Genomic DNA, 17420 nt, shown 5'->3' on the forward strand with positions numbered 1-17420 from the left:
TCAAAGTTTAGATGCGTTAAGCTACGGATATTTCGGCACTGATTGCTTTGCAGTATAATTAAATAGCTATATTGGCGTGAGCCAATTTAGCAAAATGGTAGTGATGGATATATTGATATAAAAACCCCCACGTTGTGAGATGCGGGGGTTCATTTTTATGCTTTTTGCTCAATTCGACTTTTGGCCTTCTTCATATCTTCAAGATTTTTGTGTGCGATATGGTAAATTGTTTCTAATACTTCCATATTAGGGCTGTTTGGTCGGCTGTCTATTTCTCGTTTTGCTGCATCACATTTACACCTTAAAGCATAAATAACTTCTTCTATTGGATAAGGTTCTTCGTTATCATAAAGACTGATAAAGGTAAAAGTGTGGTTGTTTTTTTTATAGTGCTTTACTGCCGATAATAGTAAATTCTGCTTAGCCTCTTTACATCTAATCATATATTCAACTCGTTAAGTTATTTTAAGCCTTAAAAATATTCTTATTAATAGCTCCATAAATATATAACCTCATTCAGTGTAAACTTGACTTTTTAATAAGGCTCTTATATATTCAGAAGTAACTGCAGGAGACGGCTTAAATCAAAATTATTGCATTATCTTAAATACTATTTTTATACTTGTTTTTGAGGTTACATGTTTTTGTTTATGCTTTGGCAGTTCGAATCTGCCCGTCAAGGAGGTGCTTATGAGTTATTTTCTTAAATTCTTAGAAGTCGCTCTCTTAATGTTGGAAATATGGAATACCCTCCTGCTTCCATCTACAAATCAAGCCCAGTAAACTCATCTATAATTTTCCTATGTTCGTCTGATAGTTCGAAAATTAAATCACCGTATTCAAGCTGATAAGTACCGAAAGACATAAGAAACGCGATTGCTGGGTCTATTTTGTTTGCGGCTTTCTTCTTGTTCGGTTTAATATTGGCGTTCGCATCTGTTTCCATAACTACATTTGATAAAGCCCACGCAAGCACTGGATCGCCGTTGTGTTCTATCATCAGTCTGTTTATTAAAACTTCCGCACTTTTCGCCACAGGGCTAAATCGTTGGTATGTTTGCGGGAATGGCTCTACTTCAAGCCCAGCCGCTTGTAATTGTGTGCGTAAATGGGTTGCATTCCATACGTCAAAGCCAATCATCTTAATATTGAAACGTTGTGCATCTTTCAAAATATCATCTCTGATTTTGTCGTAGTCGATACAGTCGCCTTCTGTTGCAATCAGCCAACCACTACGCACCCAGTTTCGATACATCGCACGGTTTTTATTTGCCACGTTATTAAGTTGAAATTCGGGGATATAATGCCGAGTAACTAACCGCACTTTCTTCCCTTGTGGAAAGGTATAGCAAAGGCTGGTTAAGTCATTGGTGCTAGATAAATCCAGACCTAAATAACAATCTTGGTGAAGTAAATCGCTTTCGGTGTACTGCCGTTCGCATTGCGCCCAGTTTCCTTCGCCGAGCCACGGGGTTGTGCCTTGACACCATACATTAAATCGCTTGGTAAGCATTTCCACCCATTCGGAAGGAATTCCCCTCGCTTTTTTAATCGTGTTCTCAAAATCAAGGTAAGGAATGGATTTACCAATATTGGGATTGGCTTTTATCCAGTTCTCTTGTTTGTCGATTTCGTTTTCTTCGTCTAGTTCAAAAATCAATACGAACAAGCTGTCGTTTTGTTCGTTACCTTCAAGGATTTGAGCGCAATAATCATAATGCTGTTTACAGGCCGAAATCACGTTACTGCCAGCCGTTGTAATGGCAAAGAGCAAACCTTCTGGGCGTGCGCCTTGTCCTAGCTCTAACGCGCTATATACGCTGTTATCTGTGTGTAGGTGATATTCATCAACAATCGCTAAACTAGGGTTTGTGCCTTCAATGGTTGAAGATTTGGCGGCAAGCGGTCGCATGATACTGTTGTTCTTAGGGTTGATGAGTTTGTGCTGTTGAATATTGAGCCGTTTTTTCAGTAAAGGCGAAAGTAAGCACATTTGACGCGCATCATCAAAAACGATTCGGGCTTGGTCTCGGCTCACGGCTGCCGTGTATATATCCTGTTGGCCGCCTTCCATCACCAAAAACCAATTGGCTAAAACGGCTGCTACCGTTGATTTAGCGTTTTTTCTTGCCACTTGAACGTAAGCAGAGCGATATTTTCTTAATCCTGTATCTTTTCGTTTAAAGCCCAGAATGTTGGCAAAGAGGAAAACTTGCCAATCTGAAAGAATAATTGGCTCACCGCGTAAGTGTCCTTTAACGTGTGGGCATAGTTTCGAGAAAGCGATAAATTTTTCTACCGCACTTTGATCAAAGAAATAATCGGGGTTGTTTAAATCGTTAAAATAACGCGCTACGGCTTGTTTTATCTTCTTACAAGCCACTATTTCACCTGATTGAATTTTCTCTGCGTATTCGTGCCAGATTGCCATATTTAGCCTACATTGTGAGGATTTCATCAATCATATCGGTTGAATCAACTTCAACAGGATTTTTTCTACGGCTAACAGGATCAAAGCCTAATAGTGAGGACATTTTCACCATCACTTTTTCTGCATCAGCTTTCGCGGATAATGCGGGGTTTCTTGATTGCGTGCCTTGGCTATTGACGATTGAAAAGCCGTTTTTATGAATATCTTCAACGGCTGCACGGAAAAGAGAATAGTTCACGCAATATAACTCAAGGTGAATTAAATCGGCATCTTGAATATCACCTCGTTCAAGAAGTTGAGGGATGCGCTCTTTCCATACTGATTTAGCAATCGGATCTAAAAAACTTGGCGGGGTGTGTAAATTCTTCTTTTTGGCTGTCATTGTGTTTCCTTATTTTCAAAAAAATTACCTTGCATAAAAATTAAAGGGGGCGGGCGGTTCTTTAGGCTTGCCACTTTCTTTCAAAAACTCCCCCACCTTGTCTAATCAATCTTCTTCGCACCAAATCCGCGTTGGTCTATCACTCGTGTTTTATAGCTATGGCAATCACGACATAAAGATTGATGATTAGATCCAACCCAAAATAGCGGGTCTGCTTGTCCGTTCTCAACTGGCTTGATATGGTCTATCACTGTAGCGGGCGTGTAGATACCTTTTTCTAAGCACATCACGCAAAGAGGGTGATGCTTTAAGTATTGCTCGCGGTATTTGCTCCACTTGTGATCGTAACCTCGTGCGCTGCTGTTTGGGCGATTGTCCTTTGGCTTATGCTCTTCACATCTGCCCGACTTCACTTTATTTCTACATCCTGGATAACTACAACGTCTTAACGGTTGATAAGGCATATCGGTTACTAAATCCTTAGTAAGCGCAAGGCTCTCTATAGACTTCCCATAATGCGGAAATCGTCATGGGTGCTTGTTTAAGATTGGCTAAATCTGTTATAGCCTCACGGTTTGTGTAAAGGTAGGCAATATACATTAAGCAGCCGACTTTAATTGATGGCGTAAACGGAACGGTATTTTCTGTTTCTTCATCACCAAAGGTTTTGCCTATATGCTTTTGGCATACTTCCAATGTAGCGACCTTATAGGTTTCGAGTAACGTATCATCTAAATCATGATCGAGATTTAAATGTTGCTTAATTTCTTCTAGTTCAATTTGTGCCATTGCCTAATAACTCCTTACAGATTAGTTGAAGTTCACGGTGAGATTCCTTGCTGTCTATGATATTGGTTATCTCAAGTAGCCTTGTGCCATACTTCACTCGCATAGTGCGATCGACTTCTATCCCATAACGAACCCTAACCCTTACAATGTTCTCCCCTAGAGGCACTGCCCCAGAGAAGAACTCTCTACCTTGTAATGGCTCAACTGCAGCTCGAACATTAGCGATAGTTCTCCATTTACTCACAATGCCGCCATAGTCGTTCGGTTCGTTTACTTGCTTTTGTAAACCAATCACCTTGTTATACTTGCCAGCCTTAAGCATCACTGCCATTGCTTGCCCCCTGTTCTTGTTCATCACCGCGTTTAACTTCTACGGTTTGTTTCCAAGCCTGGCTAAATTCATCTCCACCTTCATAAGGCGGTAAACCTTCACGGCGGCGAACTTCATTTGGAGACATCACTCCCGCTTTGATTGCTATATCATAGCTACTGAAACGTTCGCTCTGACTGGTGCGAAGTAGGTCGCTTGTATCAAATTCGATTAAGTAACGTTTATTGCTGTTGCTGCCTAAATCAATCATCAAGGCATCTTTGAGTTGTTGTTCAAAGTTAGTAAGCCAGGGGCGCAAGGTTTGAGAAAGAAATGCGCGGCTTGCCTCACTGAAATTCGCATAGCTACTATTAGAATAATCTTGTAAGAAAATCGGGCTAATATTGTAGATTCGGGCTATATCGGAAATGGTGAACGTGCGACTGGCTAACCATTCTGCATCTTGGTTTGTCATGCCTAATTGTTTATATTCCATTGAGCCTTCAAGAATAGGCGTTTTACCCGCATTCTTTGCCCCCTTGTAACGTTCAAGAGCTTTGACGGCTTTCTGCGCTTTTGCATCATCTAACCATTCTGCTGTTGAAATAAGCCCGCTTGCCATCAATCCATTTTTCATAATGGCTGCGCCATGGCGTTGTTGGGCTAAACCTAATCCCACCGTTTCACGACAAACTGTTATCGGAGAACGCCCCATAAATCCATCAACAGAACTATGGCGTAAATGCAAAATCTCATCTTGAAGATAGTTTTTTGTTACCCCGTTTAAGTCTGTGATTTGATAAATATATTCACCCGTTACTTTACGGAAGATATTTACCGCACTGGGTTGATAGGGAGTAAGGCTTATTGGTTCGCCTTTGTTATTCCACTCAATCACGGCATAAGCGTTACCATTTAGCAAACAATGGCGCATCATCGTATTTTTGAATTGATACGGTGTTTGGCTGCGGTTTGGCATTTCATTAAGAAGATATTCAACAGGATGACGATAGATTCTTTCTCGGCCATCTTCTTTTAGTGCGTATAGATAACAAGGCATTGATGCGACCGCCTCTGAAATGACGGTAACGGCATTCATTACTGCAGGTAACGATTCTGCAGTTTGTGGACTGACAAATTCGCCCGCACCTGTATTGTTTACGCCCATGTAAGATAAAAGCTCTTCGATTGAGGTTGGCTCGCTACGTTGCTCTTTTCGTCTAAAAGGATTCCACATATTAAGCCTCCATCACATCAAGCCACTGTTTCAAAAGTGCGGTAGAGTGTTCTTGTGTTTTTTCTTTTGCTGCAATCATCGAACGTTTAGCGATTTCTACGCTACTTTCAGGATAGGCGGGAATGCTTGTTACGGTAACTTCAAAGAGTTCAGCTTTTTGTACAGTTCGTTGGCAAGGCTCTACATCAAAATCCCATTCTTCTTGACTGGCTCTAAATCCAAATGACATACCTGTAATATCACCACGCGCCACACTCACCAATAAATCTTTCCCAATAGTTGTATTAGGCGGTGTGAGTTCAAAACGTAAGCCGATTGAATCTTCTTCTAGTTTTAAGGTTCCCGCACTTGTTCGACCGAGTAACTTGGTGTAGTCGTGTTCAAAGAGTGCTCGAACATCTTCGCCACTGGCTAAACTTTCACTGAATGCTTTAGGCGCAAAGGATTCTACAAAATCACAGTAAAGCACTTGTGAAGGGCTGTTCCATTTGACCGCATAACCAACGAGCTTTTGATTCTCTTCATCCGTTGAAATGGTTGCAGAGCGGATTTCAAATTCTTTCTTCATTTTTCACCTATTAAGCAAAAAAGGGGCTTTCGCCCCTCTATGATTTATGCCGTTGTCTCAATCACTTTAATTGCGTTGGAATCTACTACGCCACCACCCAAATATTTATCGGTGTGGACTTTATAGAATCCTGGCTCGGTTAAGTTGTCTGGTCGAGTTCGCACGCCTGTTTCATGATCGACAATGAAGTAACCTCGTTTGAAATCACCAAAGGCAATTACCGCTTGATTTGCACCACCAATCGGCATTGTCTCTAAGAAGTAAACTGGACGGCCTAATAATGTAGCGGGTGCATCGGTTGTTAAACCATCGCGCCAGATATAATCGCCATTTTTGTTTTTGAGTTTTTGTAATGCGGCTGCAATGGTTGATGACATCACCCAAACGGCATTTTTGCGGTATTTACTGTGAAGGGTATAGAATGCATCGATTAAAGTGTCTGCCTCAATTTTTGCCACACCCGCTACTTCGATTTTTTGAAGTTTGCCGAATGGGCGCACTTTATCGTTTTCAGTTGTGCGTTCGTAGGTCAATAAACCTTTTGATTTTTTGTTACCATCACCAGAGGTTAAATCTACTTCTTCTGTTTCAGTGAAGGTCTCAGTGATTTCATCAGTAAGCCAACCTAAAACATCAATGCTTGAGAAGTCCAAAATCTCTTGAGTGGTTTTCGGATAAGCATAGATTGAATTTAATGCAATGGTTACTTCATGCAGTTTCGGGCTTGCAGTGCCGTTGCGCGCTGTGCCTTCTGTGCCATGTTCAACGGTTGCACCGCCAGCAGATACTAATTTTTTGTATTCTTTCGCACCGATAGGCAAGCGAACGACATTACAAAGCTGGCGCATGACGCTATCGTCTGTTAAGCGTTTCATGACCTCTTTATCTAATTGAGGAATGACTGAATAGCCGCCATCTTCACCGTTAGCCGTCGTTAAATTGCGAAGTTCACCAGTTTTAATGTAATGGCGCAATTCATCATTTGAAAATTGTTTCGTGCTGCGGGTTTCTAATGGGTTAGATTGCGCACCAAGATTACGTTCTTCATCTGCTACGGTCTCGTATTTATTGATTTCATCACTCAATTGTTTCACTAAATCTTTCAATTTATCAAAATCTACTGATTCAGTTTCATCCAATGAACGATTTTCTTTTTCTGCTTTATCAAGCATTGCTCGCATTTCTGCGACTTTTTCTGCCTTTTGTTGGCGTAACTCAATTAATTTTTTAAGCATAACTTGTCCTTTATTTAGCCTTAATTAAGACGGCTTATAAAAAGCCCATAGAACAATATATATACAAAAAATATAAAGTAAACACCTTAAATTTCAATAGTTTAGATACGTTTAGATACGTTGAGTAAAATATTTTATTTAGTGATTTTTTTAGGTGATTTTGGGTTTGAAAAGATAATTTAAGATAGGAATTTATCTATTTTTTATAGGTGAAGACTTGGTGAAGACTTGGTGAAGACTTGAATAAGTAGTCTTCACCATTATAAATATATAATAAATAAGGATTTTTTCTTATTTTTTTAGCAAAAGTGAAGAGGTGAAGACTATAATAGAAAAAAAGTTTTTTGATATACTGTGATTTATCAGATTTTGCCTTAGTAACCAAAATAGTAACCAAAAATAAATGAACTAAAATAAACTTATTTTAAATCGATATCTTATACAACCAATTTACTTCTCGCCCAGGCACCATTTGACTGAACGTAACCCCGCGACTAATCGCTGGGTTTTGTTTTATCTACTATTATTGGATTTATCTTATTTCCCGTCTCATATTCCATCACAATACGCTCTCCAGGATTCAATATCAAGAACGACAAACTATAGAAGATAAAACCTGTATTATTAGATATAGCAAAGAGTTTTCCTTGAATGCCATCCAAAGGCCTTATTTCATTATTACAAGCTGTACAACATATCAAAGAAATTATCCCTGCTATAACAAGATCTAATCCTTATAAATGTACACAAGGTCCATATGAACGTTTTTCTTTATTAATTTAAATCATCAATGTAAATACAAAAGAAAGAAGATAAAAAAACAAAGGGATTGGAAGAAAGAGAATTAATTCTAATGCTTAATAACTTCCGTTTTAAATGAGAAAATGATTTATGTGCTGGAACAAGAGATAGCAAAAAGCCGCTAAATTTCTTTAGCGGCTTTTCTGAATTTGGCTCCTCCTGCGGGACTCGAACCTGCGACATATGGATTAACAGTCCACCGTTCTACCGACTGAACTAAGGAGGAAATGGTGCCTCGAGGCGGAATCGAACCACCGACACGGGGATTTTCAATCCCCTGCTCTACCGACTGAGCTATCGAGGCGTTATCGTTATTGGCTACTGCCTGACAACGGAGCGTATTAAACTATTTTTTCGGGATTCGGTCAACACCTAAATTTAAAAAAATACAAAAAAACGTTGCGTTTGAATAGTTAATCATCAATATGTTTATTAAAACAACGAAATAATAAAATTATTTTAAAATAAACTGCACTTATTATAAAAAAATGCTCGATGGCATTTCCCAGCGAGCATTTTTAATTATCTGAAAAAATCCAACTATCGTCTGACACGGAATTTTTTCTGTGCCTTATCAACTTTCAACAAATAATTGCGAGCTTGTGATGATGGGTGAGCTGTCGTTAGAATGCGATAAACTTGCTCTGGATACATTTGGTTAATTTTGTAAATTGCCATATCCTTATCATTATCAAAAACACGTAATACAGCACCCGCACCGCTATTATAAGCAGAAATCATTGCAAAACGTTTTGAGGTTGGATTCGTAATTCCATCTAAATATTGATTTTGTAAAATCCACAAATAAGATACGCCAGAATCAATATTATTCGCAGGATCATATAAATAACGCGTTGATGGTTGACCGCCCTTTCCTTTCATTGCAAACACATCTCGACCCGCCGTATGAGGCACGACTTGCATTAATCCAATAGCATTTGCATAGCTAATCGCATATGGGTTAAAACTAGATTCTGTTTGCATAATACCTAAGATCAAGCTTTCATCAATGCCATAACGTTCAGCCGCTTTACGAACTAATGGTAGATATTTCTGTGCGCGCACTTCTACGTGATTTGCAATCATTGGAATCGCAACAAATTGCACAGTATTCCCGTTTTGTAATCGACGAGTTTGTAATTTATTTTGAATCAAGTAAGTGGCGAAATTACTTGCAATAACTTGATTAGCAATTTGTTGCCCTTGATGATCCACAACCTGTCCTAAAAGGAATGGGCGAGAGCTAATCGGCACATCGCCAGATGCAAATAAATCAATACCTTTTGCATCCGCCCCCATTAACAAGGTATGGACAATCGCATTGTGTAATCGATTGAGATCTTGCTGGGTTTCAATAACGATATTACCTTCATCAAAACTCACGTGGCTACGCGTATAAAAAGAATCTGTATATTTCACGTAATCTTTTCGACTAGCTACTAACAATTCATTTACGCCCCAAATACGGTCAATATTATGCGAGAATTGCCCTGTGAGGATATCTAAGCCTTGCGTGTCTTTTGCAAAGGACTCATCATAATTCATGCCTCCACGATTCAACGAATCGCTACAAGCATACAAAAGCGGTAATAACGCTAATACTAAATACTTTTTCATTGTATAACAGCCAATTAATTTGATGGAGGAACATAACCTTCAATATGAACATCTTTACCCTCAAACAAAAAATTTACCATTTCTTGTTCTAATAATTTACGGTGTTCCGCATTCATCATATTAAGTTTTTTCTCATTCACTAACATTGTCTGTTTCTTAATCCATTCGCCCCAAGCTTTCTTACTCACTGAATCAAAAATTCGTTTACCTAGTTCTCCAGGATAAAGTTGGAAATCTAAACCTTCCGCTTCTTGTTTGAGATACTCACAAAAGACCATTCTTGCCATAATAATTCCTTGCAAATTGTATTAAAAGATTCTTCACAGGCTGAGCCAGCCCGATCTGTTCAGGATTTTGCGGATCATACCAATATTTGACCACACTTGATAGATTTGATTGATATTCTTTTGGGCTTTCCATGATTTTGCGCCAATCTAAATTCACTTGCTCAATATTAATTCCACCGTCCATTTCTGCATAAATAGGATGGATATCTAAATGAAAATGGCTAAAGGTATGACGAAAAGCTGGCCATTCTTGATAATAGCTGACTTTTTCTTGCGCTAAAAAATTAAGTAACGAAGCTTTATCTTCAAATTGTGGAAAACAAAATAATCCGCCCCATAACCCCGAGTTTTCTCGCTGCTCTAAGCACACTTTGCCATTTTTAGATAAAATCAAAAAATAAGTGTCTTTTTCAGGCATATCTTTTTTAGGCTTTTTGGCAGGAAACGTTTCCCAACTATGATTTTGATAAGCTAAGCACTCCAAATTTAATGGGCAAAGCTCACATTTTGGTTTGGTTCGCGTACATACCATCGCGCCAATATCCATCATAGCTTGATTAAAATCCGCCACACGATCTATGGGTGTAACCTGTTCCGTCAACGTCCACAAATGATTTTCTACTTTTTTCTCACCAGGCCACCCTTCAACAGTAAAATAGCGAGCTAACACTCGCTTTACGTTGCCGTCTAAAATTGGATAAGGCTGATTTAATACGGAAGATAAAACGGCCCCAGCTGTCGAGCGCCCCACGCCTGGTAACGCCCAAACCTGGTCAAAATTTGTTGGGAAATTTCCATTAAATTCATCCCGCACTTTCTGAGCAGCCTTATGCAAATTACGCGCCCGAGCGTAATAGCCTAAACCAGACCATAAATGCAAAACTTCGTCTTGCGAAGCATTGGCAAGTGCGGTGATATTTGGAAATGTTTTAATAAATCGCTCAAAATAAGGAATGACTGTCGCGACTTGTGTTTGTTGTAACATCACCTCAGAAAGCCACACACCATAAAGCGTTTTATCTTGTTGCCACGGCAAATGTTTGCGGCCAAATTTGTCATACCATTTCAGCACCGATTGTGCAAAAGGTGCGTTACTTGAAGATTTTGCTAACATAAAAGAAAAGTGCGGATTAAAAATCCGAATGATTTTACACGAAAATAGGGCTTGTTTATCTGTATTTTTTCAGTATAATCCGCGATCTATTTGGTGCCAATTATGGCGTATTATTAACTCACGCGGTGTGAGGAGAAAGTTCTTATAGCGGCGTGGCTTCATTTTGAGGTTTTCTATGAAACAAGGTATTCATCCTGAATATAAAGAAATCACAGCAACCTGTTCTTGTGGTAATGTGATCAAAACTCGTTCAACTTTAGGTAAAGACATCAATCTTGATGTATGTGGTAACTGCCACCCATTCTACACTGGTAAACAACGTGTTGTTGATACTGGTGGTCGTGTTGAGCGTTTCAACAGCCGTTTCAAAATTCCAAGCACAAAATAATTTGGACTTGTTTAAAAAACCCCGCCAATTTGCGGGGTTTTGTTTTATCAATAAGATAAAATGTTGCTCATTTCAACAAACTAGTTTACAAACTCATCGCATTCTCAACCTGAACGAAAAAGCCTTTATCATTCAAAATAATGCTGTAATCTGTTTGATAACTTTTTCCATCCGTCACTACTAAAGCATGGCAGCTTCGAATGCCTTTTTGTGGATAAAATTGCGTTTCTCTTGCTTGAAGAATTTGTTTCACCATCATGCTGGTTTTGGTTGAATCTCCTTGCTGCTTAAATGCATCAGATAGCACTTTTGACACAGAAAAATCATTACACTGTGGTACGATCACGGGCTTATAAACTGATTTCTCCTTTATAGCTTTTTTATGTTTTGCTGAAACAACTGTTGTCGGTTTTTTCTCAATAGATGTCTTAGGTTTCGAACTAATTTCCTTTACCAAAGCTTTAGGCTTTTTGTCTGTCAATTTCACAGCTTGTTTTTTATTTTTAGTACTCATTTTCTTGGTTAGAACTAATTTAGTTTCTTTTGTTTTTTTAGTTTGTTGTTTTTTATCTAAAGATTTGGTTACTACAATTTTTTTATTTATTTGATTTTTATGTACTGGTGCTGCAGTAACTGATGTTGTAAAAAATGGCAACCACACCAAAATGAACGTTATCAATTTTCTCATTCATGTCTCCTTAAACGTAAAGTGCGGTTAAAATTAACCGCACTTTGAATGTTAAATTAAAAAAGTAAAGCGATAAATTAAAGGTAGTAATGTTCTACGTAATTTAATTTATCATCTAGTTTTAATACTAAAGGTTGACCTGTTGGAATTTCAAAATCCATAATTTCAGCATCAGAAATACCGATAATATGTTTTGCCAACGCACGGAGTGAGTTACCGTGAGCAACAACTAAAACACGTTTGCCAGAAAGCATTGCTGGTGCAATTTGGTCTTCCCAGAATGGAAGTGCACGCTCTAAAGTAATTTTTAAGTTTTCTGCATTTGGCACTACGTCGGATGGAATATTTGCGTAACGACGGTCATTGTGTGCAGAATTTGGATCTTGTGGATCTAGATCTGGTGGAGAAATGTCATAAGAACGACGCCAAATATGAACTTGTTCGTCACCGTATTGTTCCGCAGTCGCTTTTTTATCTAAACCTTGTAAAGCACCATAATGACGTTCATTTAAACGCCAGTTTTTCACTTGAGGAATCCATAATTGATGGGATTCTTCTAATACGATGTTACAAGTTTTGATTGCACGAGTTAGCACAGATGTAAATGCGATATCAAACTCATAGCCAGCATCTAATAATTTTTTGCCCGCTGCTTTTGCTTCTTCTACACCACGTTCTGTTAAATTTACATCACGCCAGCCAGTGAACAAGTTTTTCGCATTCCATTCACTAAAACCGTGACGGATAAATACTAATTCCATAAGAATCTCCTAAAATTTAAGTAAAAGATAACTCACACTTTATAGCAAAAATTGAGTATGTTTAAAAGCAGAAAGGCGAGTTTTCCTGATCTTTAGCAAAAAATAGAGGCTAAACTTTTTCGCCTTTTAACAAATATGATAAGATTTGTGCGATTTTAAGAATTTAGGAAAAATTATGCTGTATTCGGGATTAAACAAAAAAATATCGCCATTTTTCACCGCACTTTTTAGCTGCGGTTTGTTGATTTTTTCCCCAATAAGCCATGCCTCCGATCTTAACCAGATTCAAAAGCAAATTAAGCAACAAGAATCTAAAATTGCTGAACAAAAACGCGTGCAAGCTAAGTTACAAGCTAATTTGAAAAACCATGAAAGTAAAATTAATGCTGTCGTGGGTGAACTGCATGAAACAGAAATAAGCTTGAAAGAAATTCGTAAGCAAATTTCTGACTCAGATAAACAACTCAAACAATTGGAAAAACAAGAATCTGAACAAAAATCACGCTTAGCGAAACAAATGGATATGATTTATCGATCAGGTTTAAATCCTTCCGTCATTGAAAGAATGTTTTCTAAAAATGCGGAAAAAGCAGAACGCATGAAAGTGTACTATCAACATTTAAACCAAGTTCGAATAGAAATAATTGATAGTTTAAAAGCAACACAAGCTCAAATTGTATCCCAAAAAGAATCAATTTTAGGTCAGCAAAAAAATCATCGAGATCAACTTTTAACGCAAAAAAAACAGCAACAAGAATTACAAAAATCACAACAAGAACGTCAATCTATGCTAAATGAACTTAATAAGAATTTGGCGAGAGATCAAAATAAATTGGATAGCCTAAAGGCTAATGAACAAGCGCTCCGTCAAGAAATTCAACGTGCAGAAAAAGCGGCTTTAGAACAAGAAAAAAGAGAGCGTGACGCGCTTTCACAGCGACAACAAGCTGAAGAAAAACGGACTTCAAAACCTTATCAACCGACAGCACAAGAACGTCAATTGCTTAACAGTACAAGTGGTTTAGGGATTGCCAAAAAACAATATTCAGCACCAGTTTCAGGGCCAACTTTACATAATTTTGGAACTATTCAGGCAGGTGAAGTTCGTTGGAAAGGTATGGTTATTGGTGCCTCATCTGGAACTGCAGTCAAAGCCATTGCAGCTGGACGTGTCATTTTAGCTGGGTATTTGAATGGCTACGGTTATATGGTCATCGTCAAACATGGTGAAACCGACTTAAGTTTATATGGTTTTAATCAAGCCGTATTGGTAAAAGTTGGTCAACTTGTTTCTGCGGGACAAACTATTGCTCAAGTGGGCAATACTGGTGAAATTTCGCGTTCCGCACTCTATTTTGGAATTAGCCGAAAAGGCACACCAGTGAATCCAACTGGATGGATTCGTTAATGAAACTTCTCATAAAAAGTGCGGTGAAAAATTTCATCGTTTTTTCTATCGCACTTTATACTTCCATCTCCCTTGCGCAAAATAAACTTGCTATTGTTATTGATGATGTCGGCTATCATCTCAAAGAAGATGCTGCTATTTTTGCAATGCCGCGTGAAATTTCCGTCGCCATTATTCCTGCTGCGCCTCATGCTCGAGCACGTAATCAAGAAGCCAAATCTCAAGGCCGAGACATTTTAATTCATATGCCGATGCAACCTATGAGTGCGGTGAAAATAGAGGATGGAGGACTACATTTAGGAATGTCTTCAGCACAGGTCAATGATCGGGTAAATACAGCCAAAAATATCGTGAATGATGCAATTGGCATGAATAATCATATGGGTAGTGCAGCTACAGCCGATCCCCAATTAATGACTTATTTAATGACCGCACTTCAAGAAAAACATTTATTCTTTTTAGATAGTCGAACAATAGGAAAATCTGTAGCTGGAAAAATAGCAAAAGAACAAGGGGTTCGTTCATTAGATCGCCACGTATTTTTAGATGATAGTAACGAACTAGCTGACGTTCAACATCAATTTCAAGCTGCAATTCAATATGCAAGGAAACATGGTACCGCGATTGCGATAGGACATCCTCGTCCAAATACAATAGCGGTGTTACAAGCAGGTCTTAACAATTTACCAGCAGATATCCAACTTGTCGGAATGGGCAATTTATGGCGTAATGAAAAAGTAATCCCGCCTAAACCATTTATTTTATTATTTACAGAAATGCCTGCGCCAACTTCAATGGAACCTTTTAAGCCCGTAGGATTACTACGTGGAATTCCAAAATAACAATCCGCACGTAAAACGTGCGGATTGTTATTTAGAAAGTGCATTTCTTAATTTACCTTGATGTCTTTCTAATAATGCCTTCGCCTCTAATTTTGATAAATTACTTAAAATCATCATAATTGCAAGCTTGGCATTTTGCTCTGCTTCAATTAATGTCTGCTCAGCGAGCACTTTATCGCAATCTGTTGCTTGCATCACAATACGCACAGCGCGTGCTTTAAGCTTTTCATTACTGGCTTGTACATCGACCATCAAATTTTCGTAACATTTACCCAATAAAATCATACTTGCCGTAGTCAGCATATTCAGTACCATTTTTTGTGCTGTGCCAGATTTTAAGCGGCTAGAACCCGTCAATATTTCAGGACCAACAATAGTCTCTATCGCAATATTGGCTATCTCAGCCATCGCTGATTTTGGATTGCTCGCAATAGAAATTGTCAAAGCACCAATAGATTTAGCGTACCGAAGACCTGCAATAACATAGGGTGTCCGGCCACTTGCAGCGATGCCTACTAATACATCATTTTTTGAAAAATTTATGCTTTGTAGATCCTCAAGTACAGCTTTCGTATTGTCTTCCGCCCCTTCTACGGGATGGCGGATAGCATGTCCGCCCCCCGCAATAATACCTTTGACCATTTCCGAAGACACACCAAATGTCGGGGGGCATTCTGACGCATCCAATACGCCGAGACGACCGCTCGTCCCAGCCCCAATATATACTAGACGCCCGCCCTGTTTAAAAGCATGAACGATTTTATCTACCGCTAACGAAATCTCTGGCAAACATGCTTCAATAGCTAAAGGAACTTGTTTATCTTCCTTATTCATTAATCGAACAATATCTAAAGCACTTTGACGATCAATATCAACTGAGTTCGGATTTCGTTGTTCCGTAATTAACGTGGATAAACTTTTTAATATAATGTCATTCATATTTTGACCTTAGTCTTTAGGAAAAATAGCCCCCAAACTAACCGCACTTTTTGCGCCAGTTACGCTAGGCAGGTTTGCTGGTAAATTGTTCATTCGACAATAAGCCAACCAAGCAAAAGCAGCGGCCTCTACATAATCAATATTAAAACCTTGCTCTGTCGTTGTACCAACCTGCCAATCGAGTAAATTATCATGCAATCCACGCATAATTAAGCTATTCTTTGCACCGCCGCCACATACTAGTAAACGTTTTGGTAAATCTGTTTGAAGTTGATTTAGTGCATTAACAATGCTTGTTACCGTCAATTCAACAAGCGTCGCTTGCACATCTTCTGGGGATAATGTGATTTTGGAGCAAAGCTCGGTAAGTTTTTCAGATGTTTTTTCTATTTTGCCAATTAACCAATCAAAATTAAATAATTCTCTCCCTGTACTTTTTGGGGCTGATAAAGAGAAAAAAGGTTCATTTAATAATTCATTAAGCAGAACTTGATTCACTTTACCTTTTGAAGCCCAATCACCATTTTTGTCATAGCGAAGACCTTGGTGTTTTTCTATCCATTGATCTAATAATGTATTACCTGGCCCCGTATCAAAGCCAATTACAGGTTGATTAGGAAACAATATGGAAACATTACTAATCCCACCAATATTTAAAACAACTGTGGCAAAATTAGGATTTGAGAATACAGCTTTGTGGAAAGCGGGTACAAGAGGAGCCCCTTGTCCGCCTAAAGCCATATCTTTACGACGAAAATCACCAATAACAGATATTCCCGTTTTCGCTGCCAATAAATTCATATCGCCTAGTTGCATCGTGAAAGGAAATGCTGAAGCAGGAGAATGCCATACAGTCTGCCCATGACAACCAATAGCTTCAATTTGGCTTGGAATAAGATTATATTTTTGTAGAAAAGTATTTACACAATCGCAATACAATAAAGCAAGCTCATGATCGAGTTCGCCTAAATTTTGTAGAGTTGTTTCACCAGCTTGAATGAGTTTGGTTAATTTATGACGTAAATTTTCTGGCATAGGAAAAAAATCAGATAAGATAAGTCGAGGCTCTAGAGAAAAATCAGCGAGAACAATATCTACTCCATCTAGACTAGTTCCAGACATCATGCCAAGATAATATTGAGGTTTCATACTAATTATTTTTATATTTAAAATTTGATAATTATATATCTAATTCAAAAAGAAAAATAAAAAGAATTATTAAATAATATGAAAAAGGTATGAGTATAAAGATATTTTATGATTAATCGAAAAGAATATTTTAATGGCAGGGGCGGAGAGGCTCGAACTCCCAACACCCGGTTTTGGAGACCGGTGCTCTACCAATTGAACTACGCCCCTATTGGTATGAATAAATTGGCGGAATGGACGGGACTCGAACCCGCGACCCCCTGCGTGACAGGCAGGTATTCTAACCAGCTGAACTACCACTCCGCTAAATGTAGTAATTGGCAGTGCCTTACTCTCACATGGGGATACCCCACACTACCATCAGCGTTACAACATTTCACTTCTGAGTTCGGTATGGTATCAGGTGGATCTATTGCACTATCTCTGCCAAAAATTTTTATTTTTTTAATTTACTCAATGAATAAACTAAAAAAA

General features: G+C 38.5%; 19 protein-coding genes, 4 tRNA genes and 1 rRNA gene. 3 read left to right on the forward strand and 21 right to left on the reverse strand.

All coding sequences use genetic code 11. From position 1 onward, the window contains the following. Positions 1 to 155: 155 nt before the first annotated feature. The 14 genes from AAX18_RS05575 to mutY all read right to left on the reverse strand — a co-directional run bounded on the left by AAX18_RS05575 (position 156) and on the right by mutY (position 10771). Positions 156 to 443 carry a hypothetical protein gene (locus AAX18_RS05575; protein ID WP_230599552.1) on the reverse strand — a complete coding sequence of 96 codons (288 nt, stop codon included), beginning with the start codon at positions 441 to 443 and terminating at the stop codon, positions 156 to 158. 320 nt (positions 444 to 763) lie between these two features. Then, positions 764 to 2431: a terminase large subunit gene (locus AAX18_RS05580; RefSeq protein ID WP_046953228.1), complete on the reverse strand. Its 1668-nt coding sequence runs from the start codon at positions 2429 to 2431 to the stop codon at positions 764 to 766. 7 nt (positions 2432 to 2438) lie between these two features. After that, positions 2439 to 2813: a phage terminase small subunit P27 family gene (locus AAX18_RS05585; protein ID WP_005626376.1), complete on the reverse strand. Its 375-nt coding sequence runs from the start codon at positions 2811 to 2813 to the stop codon at positions 2439 to 2441. Between the two features lie 101 nt (positions 2814 to 2914). Further along, entirely contained in the window at positions 2915 to 3277 is a 363-nt protein-coding gene (locus AAX18_RS05590; protein WP_046953229.1) for an HNH endonuclease signature motif containing protein, read from the reverse strand. Between the two features lie 16 nt (positions 3278 to 3293). Further along, positions 3294 to 3602: a head-tail connector protein gene (locus tag AAX18_RS05595; protein ID WP_046953230.1), complete on the reverse strand. Its 309-nt coding sequence runs from the start codon at positions 3600 to 3602 to the stop codon at positions 3294 to 3296. Then, positions 3589 to 3933, reverse strand: coding sequence for a phage head closure protein (locus AAX18_RS05600; protein ID WP_046953231.1), 345 nt, complete (start codon positions 3931 to 3933; stop codon positions 3589 to 3591). Before AAX18_RS05600 ends, AAX18_RS05595 begins: the two co-directional genes overlap by 14 nt. After that, positions 3917 to 5149: a phage portal protein gene (locus AAX18_RS05605; protein WP_046953232.1), complete on the reverse strand. Its 1233-nt coding sequence runs from the start codon at positions 5147 to 5149 to the stop codon at positions 3917 to 3919. The genes AAX18_RS05600 and AAX18_RS05605 overlap by 17 nt, the downstream gene beginning before the upstream one ends. A 1-nt stretch (position 5150) precedes the next feature. Next, on the reverse strand, positions 5151 to 5717 hold the full coding sequence (locus AAX18_RS05610) for an HK97 family phage prohead protease (protein WP_046953233.1): 567 nt from the start codon (positions 5715 to 5717) through the stop codon (positions 5151 to 5153). Positions 5718 to 5761: 44 nt separating this feature from the next. Beyond that, positions 5762 to 6952, reverse strand: coding sequence for a phage major capsid protein (locus AAX18_RS05615; RefSeq protein WP_046953234.1), 1191 nt, complete (start codon positions 6950 to 6952; stop codon positions 5762 to 5764). 951 nt (positions 6953 to 7903) lie between these two features. After that, positions 7904 to 7979, reverse strand: a tRNA-Asn gene (locus AAX18_RS05625). 2 nt (positions 7980 to 7981) lie between these two features. Continuing rightward, positions 7982 to 8057, reverse strand: a tRNA-Phe gene (locus AAX18_RS05630). A gap of 236 nt (positions 8058 to 8293) precedes the next feature. Continuing rightward, positions 8294 to 9370 carry a membrane-bound lytic murein transglycosylase MltC gene (gene mltC / locus AAX18_RS05635; RefSeq protein ID WP_046953236.1) on the reverse strand — a complete coding sequence of 359 codons (1077 nt, stop codon included), beginning with the start codon at positions 9368 to 9370 and terminating at the stop codon, positions 8294 to 8296. Positions 9371 to 9384: 14 nt separating this feature from the next. Beyond that, entirely contained in the window at positions 9385 to 9657 is a 273-nt protein-coding gene (locus AAX18_RS05640; protein WP_005625838.1) for an oxidative damage protection protein, read from the reverse strand. Further along, the gene (gene mutY / locus AAX18_RS05645) at positions 9635 to 10771 is read right to left on the reverse strand and encodes an A/G-specific adenine glycosylase (protein ID WP_046953237.1); all 1137 of its coding nucleotides are present in this window, start codon (positions 10769 to 10771) and stop codon (positions 9635 to 9637) included. Before mutY ends, AAX18_RS05640 begins: the two co-directional genes overlap by 23 nt. Positions 10772 to 10946: 175 nt before the next feature. Between mutY and rpmE the strand changes: the two genes are divergently transcribed. Continuing rightward, entirely contained in the window at positions 10947 to 11159 is a 213-nt protein-coding gene (gene rpmE / locus AAX18_RS05650; protein ID WP_005625828.1) for a 50S ribosomal protein L31, read from the forward strand. Between the two features lie 85 nt (positions 11160 to 11244). On the opposite strand, the gene AAX18_RS05655 is transcribed toward rpmE, so the two are convergent. Both AAX18_RS05655 and AAX18_RS05660 read right to left on the reverse strand, forming a co-directional pair. Then, on the reverse strand, positions 11245 to 11847 hold the full coding sequence (locus AAX18_RS05655; protein WP_046953238.1) for a hypothetical protein: 603 nt from the start codon (positions 11845 to 11847) through the stop codon (positions 11245 to 11247). Positions 11848 to 11924: 77 nt separating this feature from the next. Continuing rightward, positions 11925 to 12608 (reverse strand): 2,3-diphosphoglycerate-dependent phosphoglycerate mutase, encoded by a 684-nt coding sequence (locus AAX18_RS05660; RefSeq protein WP_005625827.1) that lies wholly within the window; start codon positions 12606 to 12608, stop codon positions 11925 to 11927. 175 nt (positions 12609 to 12783) lie between these two features. Between AAX18_RS05660 and envC the strand changes: the two genes are divergently transcribed. Both envC and AAX18_RS05670 read left to right on the forward strand, forming a co-directional pair. After that, positions 12784 to 14016: a murein hydrolase activator EnvC gene (envC, locus tag AAX18_RS05665; protein ID WP_005625826.1), complete on the forward strand. Its 1233-nt coding sequence runs from the start codon at positions 12784 to 12786 to the stop codon at positions 14014 to 14016. Further along, a complete protein-coding gene (locus AAX18_RS05670) occupies positions 14016 to 14858 on the forward strand; it encodes a divergent polysaccharide deacetylase family protein (protein WP_005625825.1) in 843 nt (280 codons plus the stop codon). Before envC ends, AAX18_RS05670 begins: the two co-directional genes overlap by 1 nt. A 27-nt stretch (positions 14859 to 14885) precedes the next feature. Here AAX18_RS05670 and murQ read toward each other — a convergent pair whose 3' ends face one another. From murQ to rrf, 5 genes are all read right to left on the reverse strand, one after another. Next, positions 14886 to 15797, reverse strand: a complete 912-nt coding sequence (murQ, locus tag AAX18_RS05675) for an N-acetylmuramic acid 6-phosphate etherase (protein ID WP_005625824.1) — start codon at positions 15795 to 15797, stop codon at positions 14886 to 14888. A gap of 9 nt (positions 15798 to 15806) precedes the next feature. Then, on the reverse strand, positions 15807 to 16946 hold the full coding sequence (locus AAX18_RS05680; protein ID WP_046953239.1) for an anhydro-N-acetylmuramic acid kinase: 1140 nt from the start codon (positions 16944 to 16946) through the stop codon (positions 15807 to 15809). Between the two features lie 134 nt (positions 16947 to 17080). Next, positions 17081 to 17156: transfer RNA gene (locus AAX18_RS05685), tRNA-Trp, on the reverse strand. Positions 17157 to 17172: 16 nt separating this feature from the next. Continuing rightward, a tRNA-Asp gene (locus tag AAX18_RS05690) sits at positions 17173 to 17249 on the reverse strand. Positions 17250 to 17261: 12 nt separating this feature from the next. After that, positions 17262 to 17377: ribosomal RNA gene (rrf, locus tag AAX18_RS05695) — 5S ribosomal RNA — on the reverse strand. Positions 17378 to 17420: the final 43 nt, after the last annotated feature.

The sequence above is a fragment of the Haemophilus haemolyticus genome (assembly GCF_001008205.1).
GTDB classification, from domain to species: domain Bacteria; phylum Pseudomonadota; class Gammaproteobacteria; order Enterobacterales; family Pasteurellaceae; genus Haemophilus; species Haemophilus haemolyticus_Q.